21 protein-coding genes and 1 tRNA gene are annotated in these 23,940 nt (G+C 63.3%); 15 read left to right on the top strand and 7 right to left on the bottom strand.

Going from position 1 to position 23,940, the window contains the following annotated elements; all coding sequences use genetic code 11:
* Window positions 1-140: 140 nt before the first annotated feature.
* Window positions 141-410, bottom strand: coding sequence for a hypothetical protein (locus VMI09_07385; protein HTQ24503.1), 270 nt, complete (start codon window positions 408-410; stop codon window positions 141-143).
* Window positions 411-607: 197 nt separating this feature from the next.
* On the opposite strand from VMI09_07385, the gene VMI09_07380 reads away from it, so the two are divergent.
* From VMI09_07380 to VMI09_07360, 5 genes are all read left to right on the top strand, one after another.
* Window positions 608-1,222 carry a cysteine hydrolase gene (locus tag VMI09_07380; GenBank protein ID HTQ24502.1) on the top strand — a complete coding sequence of 205 codons (615 nt, stop codon included), beginning with the start codon at window positions 608-610 and terminating at the stop codon, window positions 1,220-1,222.
* 139 nt (window positions 1,223-1,361) lie between these two features.
* A complete protein-coding gene (locus tag VMI09_07375) occupies window positions 1,362-3,524 on the top strand; it encodes a molybdopterin oxidoreductase family protein (GenBank protein HTQ24501.1) in 2,163 nt (720 codons plus the stop codon).
* Window positions 3,525-4,207: 683 nt separating this feature from the next.
* Complete coding sequence (locus tag VMI09_07370) at window positions 4,208-5,086, top strand: LLM class F420-dependent oxidoreductase (GenBank protein HTQ24500.1); 879 nt, start codon at window positions 4,208-4,210, stop codon at window positions 5,084-5,086.
* 551 nt (window positions 5,087-5,637) lie between these two features.
* Window positions 5,638-7,110 (top strand): glycosyltransferase family 39 protein, encoded by a 1,473-nt coding sequence (locus tag VMI09_07365; GenBank protein HTQ24499.1) that lies wholly within the window; start codon window positions 5,638-5,640, stop codon window positions 7,108-7,110.
* 182 nt (window positions 7,111-7,292) lie between these two features.
* Window positions 7,293-8,450, top strand: coding sequence for a cobalamin-independent methionine synthase II family protein (locus VMI09_07360; GenBank protein HTQ24498.1), 1,158 nt, complete (start codon window positions 7,293-7,295; stop codon window positions 8,448-8,450).
* A 37-nt stretch (window positions 8,451-8,487) separates the two neighbouring features.
* Here VMI09_07360 and VMI09_07355 read toward each other — a convergent pair whose 3' ends face one another.
* From VMI09_07355 to VMI09_07345, 3 genes are read right to left on the bottom strand one after another with little or no spacing between them, the layout of a single operon-like run.
* Window positions 8,488-9,033 carry a chromate transporter gene (locus VMI09_07355; protein HTQ24497.1) on the bottom strand — a complete coding sequence of 182 codons (546 nt, stop codon included), beginning with the start codon at window positions 9,031-9,033 and terminating at the stop codon, window positions 8,488-8,490.
* A 24-nt stretch (window positions 9,034-9,057) separates the two neighbouring features.
* On the bottom strand, window positions 9,058-9,705 hold the full coding sequence (locus VMI09_07350; protein HTQ24496.1) for a chromate transporter: 648 nt from the start codon (window positions 9,703-9,705) through the stop codon (window positions 9,058-9,060).
* A complete protein-coding gene (locus VMI09_07345; protein ID HTQ24495.1) occupies window positions 9,698-10,585 on the bottom strand; it encodes a hypothetical protein in 888 nt (295 codons plus the stop codon). The genes VMI09_07350 and VMI09_07345 overlap by 8 nt, the downstream gene beginning before the upstream one ends.
* A 326-nt stretch (window positions 10,586-10,911) precedes the next feature.
* Here VMI09_07345 and VMI09_07340 point away from each other — a divergent pair, with 326 nt between their 5' ends.
* Entirely contained in the window at window positions 10,912-12,138 is a 1,227-nt protein-coding gene (locus VMI09_07340) for a CoA transferase (GenBank protein HTQ24494.1), read from the top strand.
* Between the two features lie 103 nt (window positions 12,139-12,241).
* Here the strand turns inward: VMI09_07340 and VMI09_07335 are convergent, their stop codons facing one another.
* Together VMI09_07335 and VMI09_07330 are read right to left on the bottom strand one after the other, a co-directional pair.
* Window positions 12,242-12,529, bottom strand: a complete 288-nt coding sequence (locus VMI09_07335) for a hypothetical protein (protein HTQ24493.1) — start codon at window positions 12,527-12,529, stop codon at window positions 12,242-12,244.
* A gap of 62 nt (window positions 12,530-12,591) precedes the next feature.
* Window positions 12,592-13,503: an alpha/beta hydrolase gene (locus VMI09_07330; GenBank protein ID HTQ24492.1), complete on the bottom strand. Its 912-nt coding sequence runs from the start codon at window positions 13,501-13,503 to the stop codon at window positions 12,592-12,594.
* 223 nt (window positions 13,504-13,726) lie between these two features.
* On the opposite strand from VMI09_07330, the gene coxB reads away from it, so the two are divergent.
* The 8 genes from coxB to VMI09_07290 all read left to right on the top strand — a co-directional run bounded on the left by coxB (window position 13,727) and on the right by VMI09_07290 (window position 22,648).
* Window positions 13,727-14,692: a cytochrome c oxidase subunit II gene (gene coxB / locus VMI09_07325; protein HTQ24491.1), complete on the top strand. Its 966-nt coding sequence runs from the start codon at window positions 13,727-13,729 to the stop codon at window positions 14,690-14,692.
* Window positions 14,689-16,368: a cytochrome c oxidase subunit I gene (ctaD, locus tag VMI09_07320; protein HTQ24490.1), complete on the top strand. Its 1,680-nt coding sequence runs from the start codon at window positions 14,689-14,691 to the stop codon at window positions 16,366-16,368. The genes coxB and ctaD overlap by 4 nt, the downstream gene beginning before the upstream one ends.
* A 24-nt stretch (window positions 16,369-16,392) precedes the next feature.
* Window positions 16,393-16,950, top strand: coding sequence for a cytochrome c oxidase subunit 3 (locus VMI09_07315; GenBank protein HTQ24489.1), 558 nt, complete (start codon window positions 16,393-16,395; stop codon window positions 16,948-16,950).
* 55 nt (window positions 16,951-17,005) lie between these two features.
* Window positions 17,006-17,809, top strand: coding sequence for a cytochrome c oxidase assembly protein (locus VMI09_07310; GenBank protein HTQ24488.1), 804 nt, complete (start codon window positions 17,006-17,008; stop codon window positions 17,807-17,809).
* Between the two features lie 11 nt (window positions 17,810-17,820).
* On the top strand, window positions 17,821-18,060 hold the full coding sequence (locus tag VMI09_07305) for a hypothetical protein (protein HTQ24487.1): 240 nt from the start codon (window positions 17,821-17,823) through the stop codon (window positions 18,058-18,060).
* Entirely contained in the window at window positions 18,050-18,568 is a 519-nt protein-coding gene (locus tag VMI09_07300) for a Rieske (2Fe-2S) protein (GenBank protein ID HTQ24486.1), read from the top strand. Before VMI09_07305 ends, VMI09_07300 begins: the two co-directional genes overlap by 11 nt.
* Window positions 18,569-18,589: 21 nt before the next feature.
* Window positions 18,590-20,122 carry a cytochrome b N-terminal domain-containing protein gene (locus VMI09_07295; protein HTQ24485.1) on the top strand — a complete coding sequence of 511 codons (1,533 nt, stop codon included), beginning with the start codon at window positions 18,590-18,592 and terminating at the stop codon, window positions 20,120-20,122.
* A 153-nt stretch (window positions 20,123-20,275) separates the two neighbouring features.
* Window positions 20,276-22,648 (top strand): arylsulfatase, encoded by a 2,373-nt coding sequence (locus VMI09_07290; protein ID HTQ24484.1) that lies wholly within the window; start codon window positions 20,276-20,278, stop codon window positions 22,646-22,648.
* A gap of 90 nt (window positions 22,649-22,738) precedes the next feature.
* Here the strand turns inward: VMI09_07290 and VMI09_07285 are convergent, their stop codons facing one another.
* Window positions 22,739-23,263: a class I SAM-dependent methyltransferase gene (locus tag VMI09_07285; protein ID HTQ24483.1), complete on the bottom strand. Its 525-nt coding sequence runs from the start codon at window positions 23,261-23,263 to the stop codon at window positions 22,739-22,741.
* Between the two features lie 478 nt (window positions 23,264-23,741).
* Here VMI09_07285 and VMI09_07280 point away from each other — a divergent pair.
* Window positions 23,742-23,815: transfer RNA gene (locus VMI09_07280), tRNA-Lys, on the top strand.
* The last annotated feature ends 125 nt before the right edge of the window (window positions 23,816-23,940 follow it).

Below are 23,940 nucleotides of genomic sequence, written 5' to 3'. Positions count from 1 at the left end.
CCTGGTTTGTCCTCGGCGGTCTTCGCCAGAATTACAATCGAGACTGTCTACGTCGCGAGCCTATACGGGCAGGAGTGGACATAAGGATCGAGGGCTCTTCGAGAGGCGTGCGAGCAGACGCCCTGGGCGTCGGGCGAGCCTTATTTTGCTACGCGCGGATCCTTGTCCGAGACGCACATCGCGTGAGCATCGCGCCGTTCGATCAGCTCGCGGACCTGCGGATCGCTAATCTCGGCCGGATGCTTCTTGTAGTTTTGGATTATGCCTTTGCAATCTTCGAGAGTTTCCAGGCTGACGACAACCTGCCACGTGCTGAGCGGCGCGTTGAGGTAAACCTTGCCGTTACCGAGCGGCGGCATCATCAGATACCAGCCGGCCAGGGCGAGTGCGGCAGCGTGATGAACTTTCATACCTGCCATTTAGCAGAGGCGGTCGGAGAATCGAAGGCCCGGCGGCCGGAACGCCGTGAGTTGAGATCAGGCTCGATTCCTGGCGTTCGCCCGTGGAGCTTGGTAATTACGGATTCGAATCCGGCCGGGCAGGCTGCGGCTACGCCATCCAAAACGCTATCCTGCACGCTATTCGAGCCGCTATCGAGGACGACGCGATGAACAGACTCGACCCCAAAAAGACCGCGCTGCTTATCATTAACATGACCAACGACCTGCTCGGATGGGAAGGCGTTCGGCCGCTGGTGCCGCGCCTTGAAAAACTTTTGGACGAGGCCCGGCAGCGCTCCGTGACGGTGGTCTTTTCATCGCTGGCGTTCTGCAGTAACGGGGCGGACAGCGGCCAGTTGGGAAAGTTCTGGGAGCCGATCGGTAAGGGCGAGGTACTGGTCAAGGGCACGCAGGGCACGGCGATAATGCCGGAGCTGTCGCCGCGGGCCGGAGAACCGGTGCTGGAGCGCAATCGCTATAGCGCATTTTTCAACAGCGAACTCGACGCGATGCTCCGCGCGCGGGGGATCGACACCCTGATCATCGGCGGCTATTCGACCAACTTCTGCTGCGATTCGACCGCGCGTGACGCCAACTTCCGCGACTACCAGGTTATCGTGCTCGAGGACGGCACCGCGCCGATTGCGCTGGAGACCGACGGAGAGGCGATCAACGCCGAGCAGGTGCAGAAAACCGTGCTCGCAAATCTCCGCCGCGGCTTCGCCCAGGTCGCAACCGTCGAGGACGTCATCAGCGCCATTGGCGGAGGTCAGCCGGCGTAAAGTTCTCGCTCTTTCACGACCGGCCATTAACCCGTTGGACGGCGGTGCTTATGCTCCTTGCAAGCGCCAGCACGCCGTCCGATTATGAGTCCGGCTCGCATGTCTTCCCCAGACAGGCCGGCCAGGAGGGCGATATCGCATGACCCCCAGCGCCGCCGCCGCAATCAACTCTTCCGGGGCGATAGTCCGCGGAGCCTGTCCGCACGATTGTCCTGACACCTGCGCGATGCTGGTGAGCGTCGAGGGCGGCCGCGCCGTCGAAGTCCGCGGCGACCCCGAGCATCCGTTCACCCGCGGCGCGCTCTGCGTCAAAGTCAACGACTACGTCGAGCGCGTTTACAGTCCCGACCGCGTGCTCTATCCGATGCGCCGCGTCGGGCCCAAGGGAAGCGGCAGGTTCGAGCGCATCGGATGGAAGGCGGCGCTGGACGAGATCGCGGACCGCTTCAAGGCGATCATCGCCGAGCACGGCGCGCAGGCGATCTTGCCCTACAGCTATCTCGGCACCGAAGGCCTGCTGAACGGGCTCAACGTCGGCGACGCATTCTTCAATCGGCTCGGCTCCTCGATAAGCGAGCGCACCTTCTGCGCTTCGGGCGCGATCACCGGCTATATGATGACGGTCGGCCCGACGCCCGGCACCGACCCCGAGAGCCTCGTCCATTCGCGCTATATCGTTATCTGGGCCTGCAACGTGATCAGCACCAATCTTCATCTGTGGCCGATCATCGCGGAGGCGCGGCGGCGTGGCGCGAAAGTAGTAGTGATCGACCCAGTGCGCAATCGCACGGCGGCGGCGGCCGACTGGCATCTCCCGATCCGGCCGGGCACCGACGGCGCGCTGGCGCTGGGACTTATCAACGTAATAGTCAATGAGAACCTGACTGACAATAACTATGTAGAAAAATACACAGTCGGCTACGCGGAGCTTAGAGCACGCGCGCAGGAGTTTCCGCCCGAGCGCACCTCCGCGATCACCGGCATCCCGGCGGCGGATGTCGTGCAACTCGCACGCGAATATGCCGAGCGCCAGCCCGCGGCCATTCGCTTCGGTGTCGGAATCGAGCGTCAGGCAGGTGGCGGACAGTGTGTGCGCGCGATCTCGTGCCTGCCGGCGCTGGTTGGCGCATGGCGCAAGCCCGGCGGCGGGCTGGTGTTCATGCCCAACTTCGCTTTTCCGATCAAGTACGACGTGCTGATGCGCCCGGACTTCATCCGGCCCGGCACCCGCCATATCAACCAGTATCGCCTGGGCGCGGCGCTCAGCGGAGAACTCGGGCTGACCCCGCCGATCAAGGCGCTCTTCGTTTACAACTCGAATCCGGTGGTGGTCGCGCCCGACCAGGATCGGATTGTCGCGGGGCTCTCGCGCGAGGATCTGTTCACCGTCGTGAGCGAGCAGTTTGTGACCGACACGGCCGACTTCGCCGATATCGTGCTGCCGGCGACGACCCAGCTGGAGCAATTCGACCTGATGTTCTCCTGGGGGCATCTCTACCTGACGCTCAATATGCCGGCGATCGCCCCGCTCGGCGAGGCCGTCCCAAACACCGAGCTTTTCCGGCGGCTGGCGGCGCGGATGGGCTTCGAGGACGCCTGCTTCAAGCGCACCGACGAGGAAACGGTGCTCGCGATCACCGACTGGAAATCGCCCGCGCTCGCCGGCATCGACCTCGACCTGCTAAAGCGCGAGGGCTACGCGCGCCTGAGAGTCGGCCAGCCGGACACGTTCGCGCCGCACGCGGAAGGCAAGTTCCCGACCCCCTCGGGAAAGACGGAGTTCGTCTCGTCGATGGCCGCGCGCGGGAATTTCGTGCTGCCGCTTTTTCGCCAGGGCTCCACTACCTTCGAGACCTTCGAGGCGCAAAGCGCGGTGGATCCGATTCCGAGCTACATTGCGCCGCGCGAGTCCGCCCAGACCAATCCCGCGCTGGCGGCGCGCTATCCGTTGAATATCATCTCGCCCAAGTCGCACGCCTTTCTGAATTCGTGCTACGCGAACATGCCGCATCAGCGCCGGGTTGCCGGCGAGCAGGCCGTGACGATCAATCCCGAGGATGCAGCGCGCCGCGGTATCGCCGAGGCCGCCGCCGTGCGGGTCTTCAACGATCGCGGCTCGTTCACGGCGCTCGCGCATCTGAGCGACACCGTGCGGCCGGGCGTGGTCGTTGCGCCGCTCGGGTTCTGGCGCAAATTCAGCCGTGCGAAGAGCACGGTCGCGGCCGCGAATTCGCCGGTGCTGGCCGACCTGGGCAACGCGCCGACCTTTTCCGACAATCTGGTCGAAATCGAAGCGGCGTAGTAGCGGGCACCGGCGCGCGCGAGGGCGAAGTTCCGCTCGGCGCGGTAATCGTCGCCGAGCACAGTGCGAGCGCGATCCCAGCCGCTGCGGCGCATCCTGAACCGGTCGCGACTCGCCTCTCCAGAGCGCAGCCAATTGTCACGTCGCTGGTCCTACTGTCCCCCAAATAACTTGCATATCCGGAACAGCGTCAGGGTGTCATTCCGAGGGAGTCAGCGACCGAGGGATTCTCTGATCTTTAATTCGTTTTTTCGTAGAAGCCGGGATTCCTCGCTGCGCTCGGAATGACAGCCCTCAGAATCTTGGGATAAAACTTATTTGCAGAACACCAACTATAAGGAGTTAGTAGAATTTCGCGCCAAGCCAGGGAGGCAAAGCTATGAGAGTCGAGAGCTGTCGCTTTGGGGTGGGGGTGTCGGTGGTCGCTTTTGCGGTACTCGCCTGTAGCAGCGCCGGCTTCGCGCAGGCACCAGTCAGGCGTGATCGAGTGAGCCCGCCCGCCATCCTGCGCTGCGAGGCGGCATGTCAAAGCGGCGCATAAGGCTCTCGGCGGGAGGCGGGTGCGACGGGCCTCTCCGATTCTATCGCCGAATGGCCGATGCGGAAGGCTGCGCGCGCGGCGGGTACAAATTCGCGCTCTGTGCTATGAGAGAGCCAACGCGGTTTCCTAAAAGGAGAGGACGATGAAGATAGGGTTTTTCGCCGTCGGAATTGGCCATCTGTCGCGGCCCGACATGATAAAGACCGTCGCGGTGAATGCCGAGCGGCTCAACTTCGCCACCGTGTGGGCGCCCGAGCACGTGGTGCTGCTCGACCAGCACATCTCCAAGTATCCCTATTCGAAGGGCGAGTTTCCGCTGCCCGCCGACACTCCGTTCGCCGACCCTTTCACCACGCTCGCCTACGCCGCGGCCTATACCACGCGGGTCAAGCTGGTCACGGGCATCTGCCTGGTGCCCGAGCATAATCCGGTCGTGCTGGCCAAGGTGACTGCGACGCTCGATCAGCTGAGCGGCGGACGCTTTACGTTGGGCGTGGGCGTCGGATGGCTCGAGGAAGAGTTCAAGGCGGTCGGAGTGCCGTGGGAGCGGCGCGCGCAGCGCACGCGCGAGTGTATCGACGCGATGCGCGCGCTCTGGCGCAAACCGCACAGCAGCTACAACGGAGAATTCTACAAGTTCGACAGCGTGCGCAGCTATCCCAAGCCGGTCCGCGGCGATATCCCGATCTGGTTCGGCGGCGAAACCGGTCCGGCGCTTAAGCGGGTTGCGGAGTATGGCGACGGATGGTGCGGCTTCAATCTTACGCCTGCCGAGGCGGCCGACAAGCTGAAGTCTCTCGACCATCTGCTCAAAGCGGCCGGGCGCAAGCGATCCGACGTCTACATGGCGCTTTCCCCCTACACCAAGCCGATCACCAAGGACGATCTCAAGCGCTATCACGATCTAGGCGTCGACGAGCTGGGCCTGATCGAATTCGCGCCGCCGTCGAGCGAGCGCGAGTTGGTCGCAAAGATGGAGCAGGTCGCGCGCGAGTGGGTCGAGCCGGCGTCGAAGATCTAGTCAGTGTGATGTCCTTGCATATCCGGAAAAACGTCAAGGTGTCATTCCGAGGGAGTCAGCGACCGAGGAATCCCGGATTTTTATTCAGTTTTTCGTGGAAGCCGGGATTCCGCGCTGCGCTCGGAATGACAGCCTCGAGATCTTGGGATTAAATTTATTTCCAGGACACCATACCAGGCTCGCGGCGAAATTCGCCTGCGCCCAAACAGGTAAGTTGACGAGCGGCCCGGTCCTGCCGGCTTTCGGCGGGATCGGGCCGCCGATCCTCTTGCATTATGCAGTTCCAGTAAGCCGTTGGTCGGATTGCCTTCCTCCGTAACCCGTTCGTAAAATGAAACCGGGCACAAAGTTCATCGTAATGGGGAGTTACGAAGCGCACGCGAGATGAGAAGCCGGTCTGGAAGGTGTAAGTCGTGCAAGTGAGTGCTCCCGCGCATACTGAAACCCAGCAGAACTATCGAGAGCAAGCTTTCGCGCGAGAAACGGCGTTCGCGCCCGAGGCCCCCTCGTCGAGCGCTCTCAGGCGGGCTCGGGCGCTGCTCGCGCGAATCTTGAGGTTCAGGTTCGAGCTGCTCCTGATCCTAGCGCTTGGGGGATTCGCGCTCGGCTCGGGGATGAGTGCTGCGCCGCTCGTCGATTGGGACGAGGCGACTTACGCCGAGGTCGCGCACGAGGCGATCGTCAACCATAGCTACCTCGACTTTACCTGGAACGGTAAGGGCTACGTCAAAAAACCCCCGCTGCTCTTCTGGGCGCTGGTCGGTTCATTCAATGTCTTCGGCGAAAGCGAGGCTGCGGCGCGGCTGCCCTCGGTCCTTGCCGGCCTCGGGACGCTGCTGTTGATCTATTTTACGGCAGCCGGTGCTGCCGGGCGGCTGGCGGGGATGCTGGCGGCGCTGGCGCCGCTGCAATTCTATTTTTTCGTGGCCCGGGGCGGACGCGAGTGCGCGACGGACGCGCCGCTGCTCTTCTTCCTGACGCTCGCGTTTTACGCGATCTTGCACGCGCGCAAGGATCGGCGCTTTTGCGCGCTCGCAGGCGTGGCCAGCGGTATGGCGATCCTGAGCAAGGGGCTTGCCGGGACCATCCCCCTAATCGCCGCACCGCTCGCGGTGCTTGTGTTGCCCGGCTTCGAGGCGATCGGCACGACCGGCCTCGCGATTGTCCTCGGATGCGCGGCTGCGGTGGCGGCGCCCTGGTACCTCCACGAGGCCCTGTACAATCCGCTTTTCTGGACCAGCTTCGTCCATCATGAGACGCTCGCCCGTATTGCACGCCATCTCGAGGACGAGACTCACTCCGGATGGTCCACGTTGTCCGGCTTCGGCAGGGAAATTAAATTTCTCTGGCCGCTTATTCTGCCCGCGTTGGCGCTCGCGGCGGCCGCGCTTAAAAGCCGCTCGGTAGCTGGCGTGTGTGCCGGCGCCGCTGACCTTTGGAGATCACTGACTCCGGCGGCCGGCCTGTGGATTCTCTGGCTGCTGGTCGCGCTGGGCGCGGCGTGCGCGGTGCAGACCAAGCTGCCCTGGTATGTGCTGCCGGCATGCGTGCCGACGGCGTTGCTGGCGGGAGCTCTGGCCGCGCACGCGCTCGATTACCGCGGTCCGCAGAGGCCGGTAGTGACGGGCTTGGGCGCCTTTGCGCTCGCATTGATGGTGGTGCATGCGCCGATGCAGTGGCGCTGGATCGTTAAGGCGCATCATCTTGAACGCCTGCGCAGCACGCCGAGCTACGCCATGGGGCTCAAGGCGAGGCGCACCGCGGCGCTGCGCGGCGGCGGCCGACTGTACTTCGCCGGCATCGAACTGCCGACGCTGGTCTATTACGCCGCGACGCCCGTCGAGTTCATCAAGCCCGCGGGCGGCCTCGAGCGGATAACGGACCCGGGCACGGACGAGCCTCCGCGGCTGGATGCTGACGACCTTGCGCTGGTCGACTCGCAGGGCGACCTGGTTTCGATCACCAACCTTGACCGCGAGTGGGAAATCGTCGGTCCGCCCCGGGATTCAAGCGCTTCTCGATAGCCGGCGCGTTCTTTCCGCCCGCTCACGCAGAGAAGCTCCCGCTGCGCCGCGGCACTCTCCGCGCGTTTGCAATTTGACCCGAAGCTTGCTGTACACTGCGGACGGCGTTAGCCGCGGCGCGCGGATCGATCGGCGCGCCGACTCGCGCGCCCGCCGGCGCGTGTTACGGAGGGGACCGAGTCATGTTGAAAAGCGAAGAGCGCATTCTCACGACCCACGTCGGCAGTTTGCCGCGCAATCCGAAGCTGACCGATCTGCTGCTCCGGCAGGAGCGTGGCGAAGCGATCGACGAAAAACTGCTCGATCGCGAAGCCGAGGCCGCCGTCGCGCACGTCGTCGAGCGCCAGCTTGCCGCCGGCATCGACATCGGCAACGACGGCGAGCAGCCGCGGGTCGGGTTTCAAACCTACGTGCCGCAGCGGATGAAGGGCTTCGGCGGCGAGAGCCAGCGCCCGACGCCGTGGGACATGCGCGAATTTCCGCAATACGTCGAGATAATGCGCAAGCGCGGAATGCTGGGCGGGGCCAAGGTATTCAACGCGCCGCAGGCGATCGGCAAGCTCAGCTACGAGGATCTCGGCGCGGTGCGCCGCGAGTGCGAGATGTTCGACAAATCAGGCGCGGCGAAGTTTCCCGAGCGCTTCATGACCGCGGCGGCCCCCGGCATCATCGCTACCACGATGCTCAATAGCGGATTCTTCAAGACCCACGAGAGCTACGTCATGGCGGTGGCCGACGAGATTCGCAAGGAATACGAATACATCCACTCGCGCGGCTACATTCTGCAGCTCGATGCGCCCGACCTCGCGATGGAGCGCACGTTCCTGTACCAGGACAAGTCGGTCGATGAATTCGTCAAGATCGTCGAGCTGCATATTGCCGCGGTCAACCGCGCCGTCGCCAACATCCCGCCCGACCGCGTGCGCCTCCACGTATGCTGGGGCAATTACGATGGCCCGCACATGCACGACGTCCCGGCCGAGGCCATCCTGCCCGCGATCTACAAGGCCCGCGTTGGCGCGCTCGCCCTGGAAGGCGCCAACCCTGCCCATGAGCACGAGTACAAGGTGCTTAACCGGCTGCGTCCGCCAGACGGGATGCTGATCATTCCCGGAGTTGTCGATTCGACGTCCTGCTTCGTCGAGCATCCGGAGGTGGTGGCCGACCGAATCTGCCGCGTGGCCGAAGCGCTGGGCGATCCGCACCGCGTGATCGCCGGCGTCGATTGCGGCTTCGGCACGTTCGCGGCGTGGGAGATGGTGCCCGAGGATATCGTGTGGGCGAAGCTCGGAGCGCTGCGCAAGGGCGCCGACCTCGCGACCAAGCGGCTGTTCAAATAGCGGGAAGGCGCCGCCGCGCGCCGCGGCGACGTTCAATTCAGTGCGGAAATAGATGCGCCATCAGGTGCGGCAGCATCACGTAAGTGATGCCGCCGCCCAGCACCAGCAGGGCCGCGTTAATGTGCCGCCACATCAAGAGCGCGAAAATCACCAGCGCGATCAGCAGGCTCGTCAGGTTGAAGATCGACAGCCGCGCGATCGCGTACGTCCCCGCCAGCATCAGGCCGATAGCGACCGGCGCCATCCCGTGCTGAATCGCCGCTCGCCACGGCGAATCCTTGAAATGCACCCAAAGCCGGTTTGCCACGAGTGTCAGGATGCAGTCGGGCAGGAAGAACGCTAGCCCCACTACCAGCGCGCCCAGCGCACCCGCCATCTTGTGCCCGATTAGCAGCACCATCAGCATGTTCGGTCCCGGCGCCACCTGGCCGAGGCTGTAGATGTCGCGGAACTGGGCCTTCGTCACCCAGTGAAACTGGTCCACCGTCAAGTGTTGCATTTCGGGCAGCACTGCTGTGCCGCCGCCCACCGCGAGGATCGCAAGGAGCATAAAAACCCAGGTCATGTTGAGCAATTTCGCCATCGTACCGCGTGTCCCGTTGCGCCTTCAGTGGCGGAGATGGATGTAATGGCGGTGGCGCAGGCGCTCGCGCAGATGGCGCGCGCGTTCTTCGAGCGACTCGTGCCTGGCGCCCGGCCGGTAAAGCAGGATCGCGGCCGTACCTATTACCAGCAGAACGATATACAGCGGAACGCGCAGGATGCTCACCGCGATGAAGGTGGCCAGGATGATCGCGAGGTCAAGCGGCTTCGCAAACTGCTTGTGTCCGAGCTGCAGCGTGACCGTGCTCAACAACCCGACCGCCGCCGCCGCCACCCCGATGAGGAACATCCTGACCTGCACATTGTGCGATTCTTCCTGCCAGGCCGCGCCCAGGCCCATGATAACGATCACGCCGGGAAGCACGAGCCCGAGCACGGCTGCGATCGCGCCCGGGATGCCGCGCAGGTTGTCGCCGATGATCACGCTCATGTTGATCGCGTTCAGCCCCGGCAGCGTCTGGCTTATCTCGAGCGCGTCAAGAAAGGCGTCGTCGTCGAGCCATTTGGTCTCGGTCACCGTAAAATCGCGCAGGTACGCGACCACGCCGCCGCCGAAACTGATCGCTCCGGCCGTCAGGAAAGTGCGGAAGATCGTTCCCAGCGGAACGCTCGGCGCCGCCACCGCCACCGCCACCGCGTCAGCATCATTCATGGTGATTGACCGGCCTGCGCCCCAGCCCATAGACCATCGCGGTCTTCGTGGTGCCGAGCGCGACCCAGTCGGCAGCTTCACTCTGGATTTGCCTGAAGAACTGCTCTGACAGCTCGCGCGGCTTGCGATGCAAGGAGTCCAGGCCTTCGAACTTCAACTGGTAGCCGAACTCGGCGATCATGTCGCGCCCGGTCGAACGGTTGCGCCAGACCGCGACCGAGGCCTTGCAGCGCACCTTGCCGCCGAAGTCCAGCTCGCCGAGATGCACCAGCGTTTCGTCCACGGTGATGTCGTTGACGACACCCATCGTGGCCTTGGGATTGGCGCTGCGCACCTTCTGCAGGGCGGGAAAAACCTGCGAGATGATCTCGAAGCGCTGGGTGAGGATGACGTTGGGCGTGTCGAGTTCGCAGCCGTTCGCGTACAGCATCCGCATCCCCTCCAGTCTGTCGCTCAACTGGAGAATCTCTTCCTTGAACTTGATCGTGTAGATGCATGGCAGTAGCGGATGCATATCGACCGCGGCCGCGGCTTTGGCCTCGGGATGGCGATAGCGGATGGTCAGTTCGAAGTTCGGTTCGGGATGGCCCTTCTTGAAGAAGGTCCGCTTACGCAGGATGAAGCCGTCGGTGTAGAGCTTGAAGTGCGGCGTGTCGTAGAAAACGACCTCGCGCATGTGCGGCTCGTGCTTGTCGGACTTTTGCAGGTGGGCTCCGAGCGCCTTGGCCACGTGATGCGCATGCTTGTAGAACTTGTGAAAGCCGTCCTCGTCGGCGAAACGTTCCGGCTTGAGCAGGAGCTTGTATTCCCGGTAGTGGATCTGGGATTCCGGACCGAACTCGCCGGTTTCGCGCTTGTGGCCTTCCTCTGCGTGACTCATGCTTGGCGAAGCCCCCTTGTCGTTGAGAACGATGCTGCCGGAATTTTATACGAGGTCGCGAGGCTCGTTCCACCCGCCTGTCCACACCGCGACCGCGCCTTGCGGGCGGTCATAACGAATCCGAGTATCAGCACGATCCGGCCTCGTCAATGTCCGGCTTGCGGTTGCAGGTCTTCGCTGCAGCAAACTCAACGTGGCTCGCCGCCGGACGGCCTGCGCTGCCGTCCTGCGGCGGATCGTTTTTGCCGCCGATCCTGATCAGGCAGCGGCTGATTGGTTTCGCGGTCGACCGTGGTATAGAGGCGTCTGAACCCGGAGGTGACACCATGAACGCCGATGCGCCCGTGGGAGTTCTCGACGGCTACAAGGTCCTCGATTTTACCCAATACGTAGCCGGCCCGACCGTGACCCTGATGATGGCCGAGATGGGTGCGGAAATCATCAAGGTCGAGATCGCTCCGGGCGGCGACAAGACCCGGCTTGCGCCGACGCAGCTCAATGGACGCAGCGGTTACTATGTCCAGCACAACCGCGGCAAGAAGAGCCTCTGCGTCGATCCCAAAGCTCCCGACGGCCTCGAGATTCTCAAGGAGCTGGTGGCCAAGGTCGATGTGGTGGTGGAAAACTTTGCGCCCGGCGTAATCGGGCGGATGGGGCTCGGCTGGGAAACGGTCAAATCGATCAACCCGCGAGCGGTCATGTGTTCGGTTTCAGCCTTCGGCCAGACCGGGCCGCTCGCCGCTCAGCCCGGCTTCGACACCCTGGGCGCCGCCTACGCTGGAATCACCAGTATGGGCGGCGAGCCGAACGGACCGCCGTACGTGGTGATGGCGGCGATTGGGGACGTCAGCACCGGCGCGCATGCGATGGGCGCGATAGCCTGTGCGCTGCTGTACCGTGAGCGCAGCGGCCGCGGTCAATACCTGGACCTGTCATTACTTGATACCTATTTCCACTACCATGAAGCGAGCGTCCAGATACATAGTCTGAGCAAGGGCGCATACAAACCGACGCGTTCGGGATTGCACAATTTCTATCTCGCGCCGGTCGGCGTGTTCAAAGCGCAAAAGGTCCACATCATTATCATGTGCCCGATGGACCATATATTCGCGCTTTTGTGCAACGCGATGGGCCGGCCGGAGCTCGCCCAGGATCCGCGCTTCATCGACAACGATTCGCGGGTCAAAAACTGTCCCGCGCTGGTGCGCGAAATCGAAAGCTGGATCGCCTCGTTGCCGAGCGACGCCGCCGCGCTCGCCGCCATGCGCGAGCATCGGGTGCCCTGCGCGCCAGTGCTCTCGGTCGAGGAGGCGATCAAGCATCCGCATCTACGCGAGCGGGGCACCATTCGCAAGGTCAGCGACCGGATCCTCGGCGAGTTCGAATTGCCGGGCTTCGCGCTGCGCTTTTCCGACTTTCCCACGCCGCTCGACCTCCAGGCGCCCTTTCTCGGCGAGCACAACGCTGAAGTGCTGAGCCATTACCTCGGCTATACGCCGGAGCGGATTGCGGAACTCGACCGCCGCGGCGTGATCCGCAGCGACCCGCACTGAAGCGACTTCGAAACGGCAGCCCGGGCGCGAGACGATTCGCGGCCGCGCGCGCGAATCCAGCGCGCGTTGTGCGCCGGATTCGCCCTGTTGGTCTGTAGTTCGGCTATTGCTGAGCCGGCGGCCCGGGTGCGTCCGAGACCTCGAACTCGATGCCGCCTATCCGCTTGGCGATGGCGTTATAGAGCCCGCAGACGATGGAGGTCACTATGAAGCCGACGACGCCATAGAACACCGGCGCGACCAGCAAGAGGAGCGGGCTTCGATGAAGATGGCGTGGTCGCAGCGGAACGAGCACGAGGATAATCGCGACCAGCAACAGGCCGAGGAAGAAATAAATCGCGCCCATGACCTTCGCTGTCTGAAGCACTCCAAACGACTTGATCTGTCGCATCGGCCGCTCCCCGAGGATCGATTTTCCGCCGGCGCCGCGGCAGCGCGCGCGCCGGATTGCGTCTAAAGCTTTATTTCGCGCAGAAACGGACGCAGCGCCTCGACCAGGCCGCGCGGATTGTCGCCCTGCACCGTGTGCCCCGCGCCCTCGATTCGCATCCAGCGCCCGTTGGGTAGCGCGCGCGCAAAGCCCGCCACGCTCTCGTCGGTCAGCACGTCGCTTTTCGCGCCGCGCAGCACCAGCGTCGGGCAGGTCATGTGCGCGACCTCGTTCATGATTTCCGCCTGGCGCGCGCGCATCGACTCGGGCGTCGGGCGCGCGCGATTGGGATCATGCTTCCAGGTCCATTTGCCGTTCGGCAGCTCGCGCAGGTTGTGCAGGAGGCTTCGGCGCAGCAGCGCCGGATTGCGGAGCGGATTGAACGCCATCGCGCGCTCGACGAACGCGTCAACCGACTCCAGCTCGCGTTCCTGGGCAAGGAAGTCGCGGATGCGCGCGGTGCCGCTCGGGTTCAGCTCGGGCGCGATATCGACCAGCACCAGCCCGGCCATGCGGCGCGCGAACTTCGCCGCATACGCCATCGCCGCAAATCCGCCCATCGAATGGCCGACCACCAGCGGGCGTTCGAGCCCGAGCTTCTCGATGAAGTGCTCGATGTCGCGGACCTGGCTCGGCAGGCTGTAATCGCCGACCGGCGACCATTCGCTGTCGCCATGGCCGCGCTGGTCGAGGGCGAGACAGTGGTACTCGCCGCGCAGCGCGAGGCATACGAGGTCCCAGGTATGCGCGTTGAGCCCGCCGCCGTGCAGGAAGAGTATCGGGTGGCGACCGGCGGCGCCCCAGTCGAGGTAATGAAAACGCATCCGGTTGACCACGACGTCGTAGTCTTCGGGAAGGGTGAAACGCGGCACTTCGAGCCCGGCGACCTCGGCGGCCAGCTTCAGGTGCTCGAGTTGTTCCGATGCTTCCAGCATGATCCTTGTTTGTCCTCGCGATCGATTGAGTTGGGCGTCCGGCGCGCCGGATCGCCCACGGTTTCATTTTATTCGTTTATCAAAGCCGATGCCGCACCCGCCAGCGCGATCGCCGGTTAATCAATTCGTAACATCAAGCGCGCCCGCGAAGCCGAATTTGCTTGCAATCTCCCGCACCTGAAGGTTACCCTTTGCGCGCACGAGCCGGCATTTCGCGCGGGGTGTGACGTCGCTTCGCGCGGCGCCGATGGTGGTTGTGGCTATGCCCGGGCCCTACACGGCAAACGCGTTCACCCTCGCACCGGCGTCGCCGCAGGCGGCCGCGATTTCGAGCCTGTTCGTCGGCACGCTTATTTTTCTCTCGGCCATCCTGATCCTCGTCACTTTCCTGGTCGTGTACGCGATCATCCGCTATCGGGATCGGCCCGGAGCGCCTGAGGCCGCGCAGACTTTCGGCTCGCGCAAGCTCGAAATTATCTGGACTGCGGTGCCGATCCTGTCATTGGCCGTCTTGTCGGGCTTCATGATACGAGCCATGAGCGCCGGCGATCCGCCAACCGCCGAGGCCAGGCCGGACCTGAGGATCGTCGCCCATCAATGGTGGTGGGAAATCATCTATCTCAAGTCCGGCGTGACGACTGCCAACGAGATACATATTCCTGTCGGCAAACAGCTGCTGGTCGATTTTCGCTCGGCCGATGTGATCCACGACTTCTGGGTTCCCGCGTTGGGGCGCAAGATCGACATCGTGCCGGGCCATCCCAACCGCCTCTGGATCGAGGCCGACCGCGGCGGTACCTACCTCGGCGCGTGCGCTGAGTTCTGCGGCAACGAACACGCCTGGATGCGCATCATGGTAATCGCGGATTCGCCCGGCGATTTCGCGGCCTGGATAAAAGAGCAGTCCGACATTCCGCCCAAGCCGGTCACGCCCGATGAACAACTCGGCGCGAACATTTATCGCGAGAACATTTGCACCAACTGTCACCTGCGGAGCGTCGGCCCCGACCTCACGCACATCGCCACTCGCCGGACGCTCGCGGCGGGCGCGCTCGTGAACACGCCGGAGAACCTCGCCGCCTGGCTGCACGATCCCGACGACTTCAAGCCCGGCAGCAACATGCCCAACTTCAAGCTCAGCGACGGCGACGTCCGCGCGCTGGTCGCCTTCCTGGAGACGCAAAAATGAAAGAAGCGGCGATTTCCGAGGCGGCCGGCCCCGAGTCATTCGAGCAGGAGGCACACGAGGGATGGCTCAGCTGGGTCGCCTCGGTCGACCACAAGCAGCTCGGGATAATGTACCTGCTGGGCGCGTTCGTATTTTTCCTGGTCGCCGGCGTGCTGGCGCTGCTGATGCGGATTCAGCTCGCGGTGCCCAATAATCACTTTCTCAGCCCGCAGGTCTATAACCAGTTTTTCACCATGCATGGCACCACGATGATCTTCCTGGTGGTGGTGCCGTGGCTGGTCGGCTTTGCGACCTACATGGTGCCGCTGATGATTGGCGCGCGCGATATGGCCTTTCCGCGGCTCAATGCACTCAGCTTCTGGGTGCAGATCTTCGGCGGACTGATGCTCTATTTCAGCTTCGCCACCAGCGGAGTCAATGGCGGTGCGCCGGCGGTGGGGTGGTTCGCCTACGCGCCGCTCAGCGAGAGCGCCTATTCCTTCGGCCCCGGAGTGAACTACTGGATCCTCGGGCTGCTCGCGATCGGCGTGGGGACGCTCACTGCCGGAATCAACCTGATGGCGACGATCATCTGCCTGCGCGCGCCCGGAATGAGTATCCGGCGCCTGCCGCTGTTCGTCTGGATGACGCTGATAACCGGCTTCCTGATCGTGGTAGTGATGCCGATACTCAATGCGGGCCTGGTGATGTTGCTCGCCGACCGGCTGCTCAATGCGCATTTCTTCCGCGCCGACACCGGCGGCTCGGCGGTGCTGTGGCAGCACGTTTTCTGGGCCTTCGGCCATCCCGAGGTTTACATCATGGTCCTGCCCGCCTTCGGGATAATCTCGGAGGTCATTCCGGTGTTCTCGGGCAAGCCGATCTACGGCTACGATTTCGTCGCCGCCTCGACCCTGGCGATCGCGTTCCTGAGCCTCACGGTGTGGGCCCATCACATGTTCGCGGTCGGACTCGGCCACGCCTTCGATCTTTTCTTCGCCATCTGCAGCATGGCGATCGCGGTGCCCACGGGAGTGAAGATCTTCAACTGGACCGCGACGATGTACGGAGGGCGGGTGCGCTTTACGACCGCGATGCTGTTCGCGATCAGCTTCCTGGTGATGTTCACGATCGGCGGGCTGTCGGGCATCGCTTTCGCGGTAGTGCCGATCGACTGGCAGCTGACCGACAGCTATTTCGTGGTTGCGCATTTCCACTATGTACTGTTTGGCGGAACCGCTTTCGCACTTTTCGCCGGAATTTACTACTGGTTTCCCAAAATCAGCGGCCGGATGCTCGACGAGCGCTGGGGCCAGGTTAATTTCTGGCTGACGTTTATCGGCTTCAACCTGACGTTCATGATCCAGCACGTGCTCGGAATGCTCGGGATGCCGCGGCGAGTGTTCACCTATCCCGCGCTCCCGGGATGGGAAGCCATGAACATGATCTCGACGATTGGGGCGTTCGTGCTCGCCCTATCGGTGCTGATCCTGATGATCAATATCGCTGTTTCGCTCCGCTCGGGAAAAAGAGCCGGCGACAATCCGTGGGATGCGTGGACACTCGAATGGGCGACAACCTCGCCGCCACCGCCCGAGAACTTCACTCGCGTGCCGCCAATTCGCGGGCGCCGGCCGCTGTGGGACCTGGCCCATCCCGATCGCACCGACGAGATGCTGAGCAAGCTGGCCGGATGAGCGGCCGCGATGCCGGAGAGGACGATGCCTGACAGGGTCAAAATCGGAGTCGGCTTGTTTCTGTTCTCCGAGGCGTGGTTTTTCCTGATCCTCGTAATCACTTATGCCTTCTTCCATTCGCGATCCGCCGACGGGCCGAGCGCTGCCAACAGCCTCAACGTGATGCGCACGCTCGCGTTCAGTATCTGCCTGTTCCTGAGCAGCGCGACGATTCATATGGCCTCGCGCAGCTTCCGGGCGGGCGATCGGAGTGGCGTCAGCGGCTGGCTCGCTCTGACCGTGGCGCTCGGCGCGATCTTTCTCTTCGGCCAGACGCGCGAGTACCTTGGACTCTTCGCCCACAGCGTCACGATCAGCACCAACCTGTTTGGCTCGACGTTCTTTACGCTTACCGGCTTCCATGGCCTGCACGTGTTGATAGGCCTCGTGGCGCTGGGCGCGCTGCTCGGAATCGCGCTGAGAGGGCGCCAGAGCGCAATCCATCCGTCCGGCTTCGAGTCCGTCGCGATGTATTGGCATTTCGTCGACGCGGTGTGGGTAGTGATTTTCACCGTGGTCTATATCTGGCCGCTTGTCGGATAGATGCGCAAATCCGCGTGGAAGCCGCGTCAAGGCGTGAAAGCTGCATCAAAATAAAATGGACTCGATACTCCGAGCGTGGGACCCGGACCTGTCCGTGCTGATCGGATGCGCGGCGTTGCTGGTGGCCTATTGGAGCGCGCATCGGGGCGACCTGTCTCGTGCCGGATGGTTTGCCGCCGGCGTGGCCGTGATGCTGTTCGCGCTGATCTCGCCGCTCGACACGCTCGGCGACGAATACCTATTCAGCGCGCACATGCTGCAGCATCTGCTGCTCGAACTCGCGGTGCCGCCGCTGCTGCTGCTCGGCATCACGCCCCGTTTCGCGAACGCGGTGCTCGCTTCGCGCGCGCTCGCCCGTGTCGAACGCGTCCTGGGAAATCCGCTCGTCGCCTGGACTCTTGGCGTTGTCACGCTCGCACTGTGGCATCTGCCGCGGCTGTTCGACGCGGCGCTCGACGACGAGTACGTGCATATCGCGGAGCATCTGTGCTTCCTGGTGACCGCGACAATCTTCTGGTGGCCGATCCTCGCGCCGCTGCCGCGCTGCCGGATCTCGCCGCTATGGACGCAGGTGTATCTGGTGGGCGGCGCGATGGCCAACAGCCTGCTCGGCATCTGGTTGACCTTTGCGCCGCCCGGCCTCTACGCGCCCTATGTGCATCCCGGCGATTCGCTGCACGTTGCGGCGTTGTTGCGCGATGGATGGGGTCTGACGCCGGCGCTCGACCAGCAGGTGGGCGGCCTCCTGATGTGGGTCGGCGGCGGCTTCGTGTTCCTTGCGGCCATGATGGTGCTGTTCCTGCAATGGTTCGGGACCGCCGAGAGCGACAGTGTTGCGCCCGCGACGGCGGGTCTTTAGGAGGGAATCGAATGGCGCCGGAAGACATATCGCATCCGCGCGAGGGCGAGACCGCCGGCGCAACCGCCGTATGGAGCACGGCGTTGCCCGAGAAGATTCCACCGCCGACCTATGCGCCGGCGTTTCTCGCGCTGGGCATCACGTTCTTGCTTTTCGGAGTAATCAGTTCGTATGTGTTTTCCGCGGCGGGTGTGGTCCTGATGGCCGTGGCGATTAGCAAGTGGGTGGGAGAACTGTTACATGGCGAGTGAAACGCAGGAGCGCGGCTGCTGCGAAGCGCTGAGCCCGGAGCGCCGCCGCTTCCTCGGGCGGCTCAGCATCGCGCTCTCGGCCGTCGCCGCCGCCATCGTCGGCATCCCGGTCGTCGGCTTTATCCTCGGCCCGCTGATCGCTCCCGAACCGGACGTGTGGCGCGCGGTGGGCGCGGTCGACAGCTTCAAGCCCGGCGAAACCGTAAGCGTAAGCTTTCTCGATCCGTCGCCGATGGAATGGGCGGGGGTGACCGCGATGACCGCGGCGTGGCTCAGGCGGCTCGAGTCCGGCGCCTTCATCGCCTTCGCGGTAAATTGTTCGCATCTCGGATGCCCCGTGCGATGGCTCGCGCAGGCCAACCTGTTCATGTGTCCCTGCCATGGCGGCGTTTACTATGCCGACGGCGAGGTCGCCGCGGGTCCGCCGCCGCGCGGGCTGTTCAAGTACCCGGTGCGGGTGCGCGACGGACAGGTCGAGATCCTCGCCAGCGCGGTGCCGATCGAATAGCTGCGCGGGGGGAGAGCGGCGGTGATAAAAAAGATTTTCCAGCAGGCGGTTGACGCGTTCGAAGAACGCACCGGCCTCATCAAATTCTTCAACGACGTGATGAAGCATCCGGTGCCGCCCAACACCGGATGGTGGTACGTCTTCGGCAGCGCGGTGCTGGTCGCCTTCATGATGCAGGTGGTGACCGGGATCGCGCTGGCGACGCGCTACGTCGCGGCGTCGGGAAACGCCTACCAGGCGCTCGAATTCATCACCTACCGGGCGGTGCTGGGCAATTTCCTGCGCGGGATGCACTTCTTCGGTGCCTCCGCGATGATCCTGCTGGTCGGCATCCACATGATCCAGGTCTTCCTGATGGGATGTTACAAGTACCCGCGGGAATTCAACTGGGTAAGCGGGGTCTGCCTGCTGTTCATCACGATCGCGATGGGTTTCAGCGGACAACTGCTGCGCTGGGATCAGACCGCGGTCTGGGCCACGGTACTCGCGGCCGAGATGCTCGGGCGCACGCCGCTCATCGGCAAGTACCTCGCGCGCTTTCTGCTCGGCGGCAACACGCTCGGCGGCGCGACGCTCAGCCGCTTTTTCGCCTTCCACGTATTTTTTCTTCCCGCGATGATCTTCGCCTTCGTCGGGCTCCATCTCTATCTCGTGATCCATGACGGAATCTCGGCCCCGCCGATGCCCGGAGCGAAGGTCAATCCCAAAACCTACCGCGCCGAATACGAGAAACTGCTCGAAGAGCATGGCGTGTCATTCTGGCCCGACGCCGCGTGGCGCGACGTAGTGGTCGCCGTCGGCGTGGTGCTCACGGTCGCCGCGCTGGCTTTTTTCGTCGGGCCGCCCGAGCTCGGCAAGCCGCCCAACCCGAGCCTGCTCGCCAACGATCCGAGCCCGGACTGGTACATGCTGTGGTACTACGCGGTGCTCGCGTTGCTGCCGCGCGGGATGGAGTCGGTGTTCATGATCGCGGCGCCGCTCTCGGCCATCGTGTTCCTGCTGCTGGTGCCGGTGCTGTGGAACAAGGGCGAGCGCCATCCCTCGCGCCGCCCGTGGGCGGTCGCGGCGGTGCTCATGATCGTGCTTACCATCGTAGGCTTCTGGATCGAAGGATCGATCGCGCCGTGGTCGCCGAGGTTCGACGCCAAGCCGCTCTCGGCCGCGCTGGTGGGTACGACCGCCGCGCCGATCGTGAACGGGGCGCAGCTTTTTCACGACAAGGGATGCGAGTTTTGCCACACGATTGACGGGCAGGGCGGGATGCGCGGTCCAGACCTGACCCTGGTGGCGAACCGGCTGAGCGTCAACGATCTGCGGATCAAGATTGCCAACGGCGGCAGCAACATGCCGTCATTCGCGGGCATCCTGACCCACGACGAACTCGACAACCTGGTGACCTTTCTGGAGTCGCGGACGACGATGCCGCCGGGACGGACTTCGAGAGCGACGGGCGTCGCACCCGCGCCGGCGCTCGCCAGCGCTCATGCAGCCGCGCCGCTGACGCCGCTGACGCAGTCCGCGAGCGCGCGCGACGCGGCCACGTCCCGGCCGTAGCGCGTCGATCCCGCGTTTGCCGGTTTGGAGCCGCGCGAGCGTCCGCAAGGAGCCGTGCCGGCTGCCACTCCCCGTTGTGTGATTGCCGCCAGCGCCGGTTGTTTGGATCTGCGAGAGAGTGGTTTGGCATCCATCCCAAGATTCGAGGGAAAAATGAGCAGTGACAAGTTCGCAAGAACGGTTCTCCCCATTCCCGATCGCGTCCATGTCGGATTGACGACCTATGACGCGAAAGATCCCGACACCAAATATCCCCCGATGGAGCAGCTCCGTCCGCCCAAGGGAGCGCCGAATATCCTGGTGATTCTGCTCGACGATGTCGGCTTCGGCACGACCTCAGCCTTTGGCGGCCCATGCCAGACTCCGAATATTGATAAATTGGCGTTGGCCGGGCTCAAGTACACCCGATTTCACACGACCGCGCTGTGTTCGCCAACGCGGCAGGCGCTGCTCACCGGACGCAACCATCATTCGGTCGGCATGGGCGGGATCACCGAGATCGCCACCTCCGCGCCCGGCTACAATTCGATCCTGCCCAATTCGTCTTCGCCGATCGCACGCACGCTGAAGCTCAACGGCTATTCGACGGCGCAGTTCGGCAAGTGCCACGAGATCCCGGTCTGGCAGACGAGTCCGATCGGGCCGTTCGATGCGTGGCCGACAGGCGGCGGCGGGTTCGAATACTTCTACGGCTTTATCGGCGGCGAGACCAATCAGTGGCATCCGGCGATCTACGAGGGGACGACGCCCGTGGAGCCCGACAAAACGCCGGAGCAGGGCTACCACTTCACCGACGACATGACGACCAAGGCGATCAAGTGGATTCGCCAGCAAAAGGCGCTCGCGGCCGACAAGCCGTTCTTCGTCTATTTCGCTCCGGGCGCGATGCACGCGCCGCATCACGTACCGAAGGAATGGGCGGACAAGTACAAGGGCAAATTCGACCAGGGCTGGGACCGGCTGCGCGAGGAAACCTTTGCGCGGCAGAAGGAACTCGGGGTGATTCCCAGGGAGTGTCAGCTCACCCGGCGGCATTCCGAAATTCCCGCATGGGACACGGAGTCCGCGGAGATGAAGCCGGTGCTCGCTCGCCAGATGGAGATATTCGCGGGCTTCATGGAGCACACCGACTATCACCTCGGACGGCTCATCGACGCGCTCAAGGATCTGGGCATCCTCGACGATACGCTCGTCTATTACATCATCGGCGACAACGGCGCGTCGGGAGAGGGTACGCTGCAAGGCGCGTACAACGAACTGGTGCCGCTGACCGGCTTTGCGGACCTCGAATCTCCGGAGTTCCTGCGCGCCAACATCGAAAAATTCGGCGGCGTCGAAGCCTACAACCACTACGCGGTGGGCTGGGCGCACGCGATGGACACCCCGTATCAATGGACCAAGCAGGTCGCGTCGCACTGGGGCGGCACGCGCAACGGACTGGTCGTGCATTGGCCCAAGGGAATCACGGCCAAGGGCGAGATTCGCGCGCAATTCCATCACGTAATCGACGTCGCGCCGACCCTGCTGGAAGTCGCAGGTCTGCCTGAGCCAATCATGGTCAATGGCGTGGCGCAGAAGCCGATCGAAGGCGTCAGCATGGCGTACTCGTTCAACGACGCCGGCGCGCCGGACCGGCGCGAAACCCAGTATTTCGAGATGGTGGGCAACCGCGGCATTTATCACAAGGGTTGGACCGCCGTCACCCGCCATCGGACTCCCTGGCTCACCGGCGCGGTACAGTTGCCCGCATTCGACGACGACGTGTGGGAGCTGTACGACACCAACGCGGACTGGAGTCAGGCGAAGGATCTTTCAAAGGAGAATCCGAAGAAGCTTCACGACCTTCAGCGCCTATGGATAATCGAGGCGGCCAAGTACAACGTGCTCCCGCTGGACGACCGCATGGCCGAGCGCGCCAATCCCGACATCGCCGGCCGCCCGCAGCTGATCGTGGGCAACCGGCAATTGCTCTTCGGCGGAATGGGGCGTCTTACGGAAGGCTCGATCGTCAATATCAAGAACAAGTCGCACGCCGTGACCGCCGAGGTGATCGTGCCCGAGGCGGGCGCGGAAGGCGTCATCGTCGCGCAGGGCGGTCTGACCGGAGGCTGGAGCCTCTATGCCAAGGATGGCAAACCGAAATACTGCTACAACTTTTATGGGCATGAGCGTTACTACATCGAAGGCTCCGACAGGACTCCAGCCGGCAAGCACGAAGTCAGGATGGAGTTCGCCTACGACGGCGGCGGGCTCGCGAAGGGCGGCATGGCCACGCTTTATGTCGATGGCAAAAAATGCGGCGAGGGCCGCGTAAACAGAACCGAGCCGATGGTTTTCTCCGCCGATGAGACCTGCGACGTGGGATACGAGGCGGGATCGCCGGTGACTTACGATTACGGAAAGCGCGGCACCAAATTCAGCGGCGAGGTCAATTGGGTGGAGATCGATATCGGCAAAGACGCGCTCAACCTCGAGCACCTGATCACGCCGGAGGACCGGCTGCGCCTCGCGATGGCGCGGCAGTAAAAGCCGCATTTCGCGCTGCGGCGCTCTGCCAAGGCTTGCTGCAGCGCTCCGACGCGGCCGTGCGATGACCGAGCGCCCACAAAGAAGAGATCAGCGGCGTCGGACGACAGTTGGGGGAGGCTTGCGGATGATAAATTGATGCTCGCGCACTTCCTCCAGTTCGTATTCATGAGTGCGCAGGAATTGGTCGACAGCCCGGGTTACTCCGTCCTTGTGCCATGAGGTGGGGCGATCGTAATCGTCCCCGCAAACCAGGCCCCCGGGTCGGACCTTCGCGGCGAAGCTCTCGAGGTCGGCCGTTACAAATTCATATTGGTGATTCCCGTCTATATAGACCCAGTCGAAGTATCCGTCCTGGAAATCCTGCGCCGCCAGCTGCGAGGGCGCGCGATGAATGGTTATCTGACCCTTCGCCGCTTCTCTGGAAAATCGCGACCGAACGGATTCGAATATTCGATCCATCTCGATTTGGCTGCTCTTGCCCCCGCCGTACCAGGCGCCCTGGTACGACGGTTCGTATTTCCATGGATCGATCAGATGGAGCCTGGTTGGACGTACCAGCTTCAGCATGCGACAGGAGAATTCACCCTTCCACACGCCGATTTCCGCGCCCACCGATCTTTTCGGAAGCCGGCTAAGCAGGAAATCTCGTTTATCGCGGCGCGCGCGAGCCCGGCTCAGAAACTCACGTAACACGTTGCCCCTTTCGGCCCTTGAACTCGTAGCGCACCGCAATCAAATGGTCTCAAACGCCAGGTCCGCTTTTTTGTCGCACAAACTGGCCGGCTGGGGAAGGAAGCTGGCGCTCCCGGGGACTGCGGCGCGTCGCCGGGGCTGCGGCTATTCTTTACGATTCGAGCGGGTGAGGGTGGCATGTGGCGCGCCCCTCGATTTGACGCTTCGGTTCACCTTGCCGCCATTGTAGTTACGTGGCATCGTGTCGTATCGGCGCTTGGCACTCGACGCCTCCGGCTGCTTTCGGTCTCCGAGCGCATCCCGGGAGCAGACCTCTGCTCTGGTGGATGGATGGCAGGAGTCGGGGCGCCAGGATCTGTCGTCGTCATTGGCCGATAATCGCGCGCTTTATTTCGACGAGCCGTTAGCTCAGGCCGGTAGAGCATCTGACTTTTAATCAGAGGGTCCCGGGTTCGAGTCCCGGACGGCTCACTCACCTAAACCCCACTCCGCGTATGGTTTTCGCGAACGTGGGTCGTCGGCTAAGGGTCCGAAAATTCAGAGATGTAACCGGATTCGTAACCGAATTGAAAATTGTGCGGTTGAAATTGTAACCG

The sequence above is a fragment of the Candidatus Binataceae bacterium genome (assembly GCA_035500095.1).
Lineage (GTDB): Bacteria > Desulfobacterota > Binatia > Binatales > Binataceae > JAKAVN01.
Note: the sequence above shows the minus strand (reverse complement) of the source record. Positions and strands in the feature narration are given on the sequence as shown.

Excerpts from the sequence above, each read along its gene's own strand:
- VMI09_07385 (HTQ24503.1), bottom strand. The coding sequence starts at position 410 with ATGAAAGTTCATCACGCTGCCGCACTCGCCCTGGCCGGCTGGTATCTG.
- VMI09_07380 (HTQ24502.1), top strand. The coding sequence starts at position 608 with ATGAACAGACTCGACCCCAAAAAGACCGCGCTGCTTATCATTAACATG.
- VMI09_07375 (HTQ24501.1), top strand. The coding sequence starts at position 1,362 with ATGACCCCCAGCGCCGCCGCCGCAATCAACTCTTCCGGGGCGATAGTC.
- VMI09_07370 (HTQ24500.1), top strand. The coding sequence starts at position 4,208 with ATGAAGATAGGGTTTTTCGCCGTCGGAATTGGCCATCTGTCGCGGCCC.
- VMI09_07360 (HTQ24498.1), top strand. The coding sequence starts at position 7,293 with ATGTTGAAAAGCGAAGAGCGCATTCTCACGACCCACGTCGGCAGTTTG.
- VMI09_07355 (HTQ24497.1), bottom strand. The coding sequence starts at position 9,033 with ATGGCGAAATTGCTCAACATGACCTGGGTTTTTATGCTCCTTGCGATC.
- VMI09_07350 (HTQ24496.1), bottom strand. The coding sequence starts at position 9,705 with ATGAATGATGCTGACGCGGTGGCGGTGGCGGTGGCGGCGCCGAGCGTT.
- VMI09_07345 (HTQ24495.1), bottom strand. The coding sequence starts at position 10,585 with ATGAGTCACGCAGAGGAAGGCCACAAGCGCGAAACCGGCGAGTTCGGT.
- VMI09_07340 (HTQ24494.1), top strand. The coding sequence starts at position 10,912 with ATGAACGCCGATGCGCCCGTGGGAGTTCTCGACGGCTACAAGGTCCTC.
- VMI09_07335 (HTQ24493.1), bottom strand. The coding sequence starts at position 12,529 with ATGCGACAGATCAAGTCGTTTGGAGTGCTTCAGACAGCGAAGGTCATG.
- VMI09_07330 (HTQ24492.1), bottom strand. The coding sequence starts at position 13,503 with ATGCTGGAAGCATCGGAACAACTCGAGCACCTGAAGCTGGCCGCCGAG.
- ctaD (HTQ24490.1), top strand. The coding sequence starts at position 14,689 with ATGAAAGAAGCGGCGATTTCCGAGGCGGCCGGCCCCGAGTCATTCGAG.
- VMI09_07315 (HTQ24489.1), top strand. The coding sequence starts at position 16,393 with ATGCCTGACAGGGTCAAAATCGGAGTCGGCTTGTTTCTGTTCTCCGAG.
- VMI09_07310 (HTQ24488.1), top strand. The coding sequence starts at position 17,006 with ATGGACTCGATACTCCGAGCGTGGGACCCGGACCTGTCCGTGCTGATC.
- VMI09_07305 (HTQ24487.1), top strand. The coding sequence starts at position 17,821 with ATGGCGCCGGAAGACATATCGCATCCGCGCGAGGGCGAGACCGCCGGC.
- VMI09_07300 (HTQ24486.1), top strand. The coding sequence starts at position 18,050 with ATGGCGAGTGAAACGCAGGAGCGCGGCTGCTGCGAAGCGCTGAGCCCG.
- VMI09_07290 (HTQ24484.1), top strand. The coding sequence starts at position 20,276 with ATGAGCAGTGACAAGTTCGCAAGAACGGTTCTCCCCATTCCCGATCGC.